The following is a 4,785-nucleotide window of genomic DNA, read 5'->3' on the forward strand; positions in this document are numbered from 1 at the left end:
ATCCGATGGTCGTCGGCGAGGAGCACTACCAGGTGGCGCGCCAGGTGCAGTCGATCCTCCAGCGCTACAAGTCGCTGCAGGACATCATCGCCATTCTGGGCATGGATGAGCTGTCGGAAGAGGACAAGCAGACCGTTGCCCGCGCCCGCAAGATCGAACGCTTCCTGTCGCAACCGTTCTTCGTCGCCGAAGTGTTCACCGGCTCGCCGGGCAAGCTGGTCGACCTCGCCGACACCATCAAGGGCTTCAAGGGCCTCTGCGCCGGCGACTACGACCACCTGCCGGAAGCCGCCTTCTATATGGTCGGCGGCATCGAGGAAGCGGTCGAGAAGGCCCAGCGCCTGGCGGCTGAAGCGGCATAAGAAGCGAATAGCGAATAGGGAGTAGCGAATAGGAATACCAGCGCGGCGGATTTGTTCTTACTACTCGCTACTCGCTATTCCCTGCTCGCTAATTTGATCATGGCTGAAGCTTTCAAGTTCGAACTGGTCTCGCCGGAGCGCCTGCTCGTTTCCGAGCAGGTTGAATCTGTCGTCATCCCCGGCGCCGAAGGCGAGATGACCGTGATGGCGCTGCACGCGCCGGTCATGACCACGATCAAGCCGGGCGTCGTCACGGTGAAGACCGTTGCGGGCAAGGAAGAACGCTATGTGGTGTTCGGCGGCTTCGCCGACATCGTGCCTTCCGGCTGCACGCTGCTTGCCGAGTCGGCGGTGGCGGTCGGCGACATCGATCGCGCGGATGTGGCACGCCGCATCCAGGAGGCGAAGGAAGACGTCGCCGACGCCAAGGACGACCAGGCCCGCAGCAAGGCAGAGCAATTCCTTAGCCAGCTCACCACGCTGGAAGGCGCCATCCTGCCGGCCTGAGATCAGGCTTCCACCGGAGATTGCAAAAGCGGGCTTGCCCCGCTTTTTTGTTTAGTGGACAGTCCGGCTGCCTTTGCGTGGGGGGGTGGCCGATGACGCAGCAATCAGACCAGCGAGAAATTGCGCCGCGATCCAGGTGGTCGACGGCGCTGGTGTCGGCCTTTGGCGGGCCGTTCGGCGGGTTTCTCTGGATCGGCGCCGGAAGGCCGGCGCTTGCCGTCCTGATTGTGTTCAGCGCCCTCGGCGTCGCGGCTGTCTATATCGGGTTTCCGGTGCTGCCGGGCGCCGATCTTGCCGGGCTGGCCAATTTCTCAGGGTTCGTGTTGATGGTCCTGTGGATGGCGCTCGTCGTGCCCTTCGCGCATCGCTTCAAGCCGGACAAATGGTATGCGCACGGGCTTTCGGTGCTGGTGCTCGTCCTGCTCACCTCGTCGGTGCCGGCCTTGCTGATCCGATCGTTCCTGTTCCAGCCGTTTTCGATTCCCTCCGGCAGCATGGTGCCGACACTGCAGGAAGGCGACTATCTCTTCGTCTCCAAATTCGCCTACGGCTACAGCCGCTACAGCGTGCCGTTCAATTTGCTGCCAATCGAAGGACGTGTGCTAGGCGCGGAACCCAAGCGTGGGGATGTGGTGGTCTTCAAATTCCCGTCCGACCCAAGCATCGACTATATCCAGCGGATCGTCGGCTTGCCGGGCGAGAAGATCCAGATGGTCAACGGCGCGCTCCACATCAACGATGTGCCCGTTGGTCTCGAGGATGCCGGCACGTTCCCGTACGAGGAGATGGCGCAGCCGGCCAGGCTTCAGCGCGAGACCTTGCCAGGCGGGGTCAGCCATTTCGTTCTCGACCTGACGGACAATTCGATCGGCGACAACACGCGCGTGTTCGAGGTGCCCGAGGGCCACTATTTCGTGCTTGGCGACAATCGGGACAATGCTTCCGACAGTCGATTCACCGTCGGATTCGTCCCTTACGAAAACCTCGTCGGCAGAGCAGCGCGGCTGTTCTGGAATTCAAAGGGCACCGGCTATTCGTCCCGGCAAACACTGTATGGCTCGGCTGTGGAATAGGCGAGCCATCCGTGGGTGGAACTGCAAGTCTATTCTTGCCGTTCGCCCTCTATGCCAAGCGCGGCGAAGGCCAGGGTGGGGCCGTCCCGGCGCAGGTGGACGAGATGGACAGCCACGAGTTCAATCAATGTCTGGCGCTCGGCGTGGTCCCTGGCAAAGCCAGCGAGATCGAACACCGCCGTCACCGTTTCGTTTGCCGGCAGTTGCTGGCTCAGAAGTTCCGTCAGCGCCGCGTCGAGCGGATCCGTGAAATGGGCTTCCGGCAAGGCCTTGCCGCGCGCCGCGCAGGCGGCGATCCAGGCGGCCACCACCAGCGTGAGATGGACCATTTCGGTGCCGGCTTCCAGGCACTCCAAGACTGACGCCACGATGCGCTGCGGCAGTTTCTGGCTGCCGTCATTGGCGATCTGCGCGGTACGATGGGCAAGCGCGGTGTTCGAAAAACGTTGGGCGAGTTCCGCCGTGTAGGCGCTGGTGTCGAGCCCGGCGTCCTCGGGCAGCGTCGAAATGGCCTCGGCCCACAGGCGATCGACGAACTGCCGGATCGCCGGATCGGCGAAGGCGCGGTCGACGGTCGCGTGGCCGCTGAGCAGGCCGAGATAGGCGATGCCCGAATGCGCGCCGTTGAGCAGTCTCAGCTTCATGTCCTCGAAGGGGCCGACATCGGCGACCATGGTGACGCCGAATTTTTCCCAGGCCGGCCTGCCGGCCGGAAAATCGTCCTCGACGACCCATTGGCAGAACGGCTCGGTCATCACCGGCCAGGCATCCTCGACGCCGAGCTCGACCGCGATGCGTGCCCGGTCGGCATCGGTGGTCGCCGGCACGATGCGGTCGACCATGCTCGATGGGAAGGCCACTTCGTTTGCAACATGGCTGGCAAGAGGGGCATCGCCCGGTGGGGCGAGCTGGACATCGCCCTGTCGGGCGAGCTGGACATCGCCCTGTCGGGCGAGTCCTGCATCGCGCAGCATCGCGAATTCGGCCAGCAGCCGGTGCAGCGTGGCGCCGTTGGCCGGCAGGTTGTCGCAGCAAAGCACGGTGAAGGGCGGCGTGCCGGCGGCGCGGCGGCGGGCCAGCGCTTCCGTGAGGAAACCATGCGCCGTGCGCGGCGATCCCGGATTGGCCAGATCGTGGACGATGTCGGGGTGGGTTTCGTCGAGCCGGCCGTCGGCTGCCCTCAGATAGGCCTTTTCGGTGATGGTCAGCGTGACGATGCGGGTGCGCGGGTCGATAAGCGCCGCCAGCACCGCGCCTGGGTCCTCGGGCGCCACCAGCATCGACTGGATCGAGCCGATGACGCGCAGGCTCTCGCCGCCGCTGTCGCGGATCGCCAGCGCGTAGAGCCCGTCCTGTGGCGCCAGCGCATCGCGCGTGTCGGCGCTGCGCAGCGAGACGCCGACAATGCCCCAGTCACGCTCTCCCGCCGCCAGGCAGTCGTCGACATAGGCGGCCTGATGGGCGCGGTGGAAGGCGCCGACGCCGAGATGGACAATGCCCCCCGCGATGTCGTCCCGATCGTAGGCGGGAACCGAAACCTGATTTGGCAAGGACCGCAGCGTCCCATCGGAGAGGCGGTCGTGGGTCATGGCACCAAACACGCTGAGAGGTTTCGGCGGAGCGGCATTTTGATGTCCCGTGCGATGGATCCGATGCGGGGTATCATCTGTTCCCCGCTGCCGCAAGCAGGCTCAGGAACGCCGTTCGCGTTGACATCACTCCTGTCCGACCATACCGGTACTCCCTCCTGGAGGAGCCGTTATGTCCACGATCACGCTGACCGATCCGGATCTGCTGTTCCCCTCCGAGGCGGATGCGCGCGCTTGCCAGCGCGCTTTACGCCGGCGTGGAAAAGCTGCCCATCGTCAGCCCGCGCGGTCATACACAGGCGAACTGGCTTTTGCGCTGCTTGGACGCGATCACGGAGGCACGGCGTCATCGATGACAGACAAATGTTGGATATCATGAGCAGGAAAGGGCCCGATCTTTCCGCCTTCAGCCTCGCTAGCAAACGCATCCTGGTCACCGGCGCCAATACCGGCATCGGCCAGGGCATCGCGGTGTCGGTCGCGCGTGCCGGCGGCACAGTGATCGGCGTCGGCCGCTCGGCGATGGATGAGACCGCCGAAAGGATAGAGGCGGCCGGCGGGAGCATCGAGGCGGTGCGCTGCGAGCTTGCCGACTCGACGGCCGCGCAGGCGATGCTCGATCGGGTCTGGCGCGACAGCGGACCGCTCGACGGCCTGGTCAACAATGCAGGTATCATAAGGCGAGCCGATGCGGTCGAGCTGACCGAGGCCGACTGGGACGACGTCATCGACGTCAATCTGAAGACGGTGTTCATGCTCGGCCAAGGCTTTGCCCGGCATGTGCTTGCCGAACCCGGGCGGCGCGGCAAGATCGTCAACATCGCTTCGGTGCTGAGCTTCCAGGGCGGCATCCGCGTCGCCTCCTACACGGCCTCGAAGCACGGCGTGCTCGGCATCACCCGGTTGCTCGCCTGCGAGTGGGCGCAGAAGGGCATCAACGTCAACGCCATCGCGCCGGGCTATATCGAGACCAACAATACCGAGGCGCTGCGCGCCGATCCCGATCGCCGCGCCTCGATCATGGCGCGCATCCCGGCCGGCCGCTGGGGCCGGCCGGAAGACATTGGCGACGCGGCCGTGTTCCTGCTGGCGCCGGCGTCCGACTATATGCATGGCGCCGTGGTGCCGGTGGATGGCGGCTGGCTGGCGCGCTGAGAGAGGCGAGATGACCGTGACGAAGATATTCTCGCATGCCGGCGAGGCTGCATGGACGCCGACGCCGGACGGCAACCGCCGGCGCGTGCTCCTCCACAC

At 65.0% G+C, this 4,785-nt stretch carries 4 protein-coding genes and 2 pseudogenes; 5 read left to right on the forward strand and 1 reads right to left on the reverse strand.

Features of this window, described 5'->3' with window-relative positions; translation table 11 throughout:
• The 3 genes and pseudogenes from EN781_RS26275 to lepB form a co-directional block, all read left to right on the forward strand.
• Nucleotides 1-362 (forward strand): annotated as a pseudogene (locus EN781_RS26275) (F0F1 ATP synthase subunit beta); the annotation flags it as partial.
• Between the two features lie 99 nt (nucleotides 363-461).
• On the forward strand, nucleotides 462-869 hold the full coding sequence (locus EN781_RS26280; RefSeq protein ID WP_126057608.1) for a F0F1 ATP synthase subunit epsilon: 408 nt from the start codon (nucleotides 462-464) through the stop codon (nucleotides 867-869).
• A gap of 326 nt (nucleotides 870-1,195) precedes the next feature.
• Nucleotides 1,196-1,942: a signal peptidase I gene (gene lepB, locus EN781_RS26285; RefSeq protein ID WP_348627271.1), complete on the forward strand. Its 747-nt coding sequence runs from the start codon at nucleotides 1,196-1,198 to the stop codon at nucleotides 1,940-1,942.
• A 29-nt stretch (nucleotides 1,943-1,971) separates the two neighbouring features.
• Here lepB and EN781_RS26290 read toward each other — a convergent pair whose 3' ends face one another.
• Complete coding sequence (locus EN781_RS26290; RefSeq protein WP_126057609.1) at nucleotides 1,972-3,531, reverse strand: mannitol dehydrogenase family protein; 1,560 nt, start codon at nucleotides 3,529-3,531, stop codon at nucleotides 1,972-1,974.
• Between the two features lie 375 nt (nucleotides 3,532-3,906).
• Between EN781_RS26290 and kduD the strand changes: the two genes are divergently transcribed.
• Together kduD and EN781_RS35540 are read left to right on the forward strand one after the other, a co-directional pair.
• The gene (gene kduD / locus EN781_RS26295) at nucleotides 3,907-4,686 is read left to right on the forward strand and encodes a 2-dehydro-3-deoxy-D-gluconate 5-dehydrogenase KduD (protein ID WP_127400480.1); all 780 of its coding nucleotides are present in this window, start codon (nucleotides 3,907-3,909) and stop codon (nucleotides 4,684-4,686) included.
• Nucleotides 4,664-4,785 (forward strand): annotated as a pseudogene (locus EN781_RS35540) (cupin); the annotation flags it as partial. The gene kduD and the pseudogene EN781_RS35540, both read left to right, overlap by 23 nt.

This window comes from Mesorhizobium sp. M4A.F.Ca.ET.090.04.2.1, assembly GCF_003999085.1.
GTDB lineage: Bacteria > Pseudomonadota > Alphaproteobacteria > Rhizobiales > Rhizobiaceae > Mesorhizobium.

Excerpts from the sequence above, each read along its gene's own strand:
- EN781_RS26280 (WP_126057608.1), top strand. The coding sequence starts at position 462 with ATGGCTGAAGCTTTCAAGTTCGAACTGGTCTCGCCGGAGCGCCTGCTC.
- lepB (WP_348627271.1), top strand. The coding sequence starts at position 1,196 with ATGGTCCTGTGGATGGCGCTCGTCGTGCCCTTCGCGCATCGCTTCAAG.
- EN781_RS26290 (WP_126057609.1), bottom strand. The coding sequence starts at position 3,531 with ATGACCCACGACCGCCTCTCCGATGGGACGCTGCGGTCCTTGCCAAAT.
- kduD (WP_127400480.1), top strand. The coding sequence starts at position 3,907 with ATGAGCAGGAAAGGGCCCGATCTTTCCGCCTTCAGCCTCGCTAGCAAA.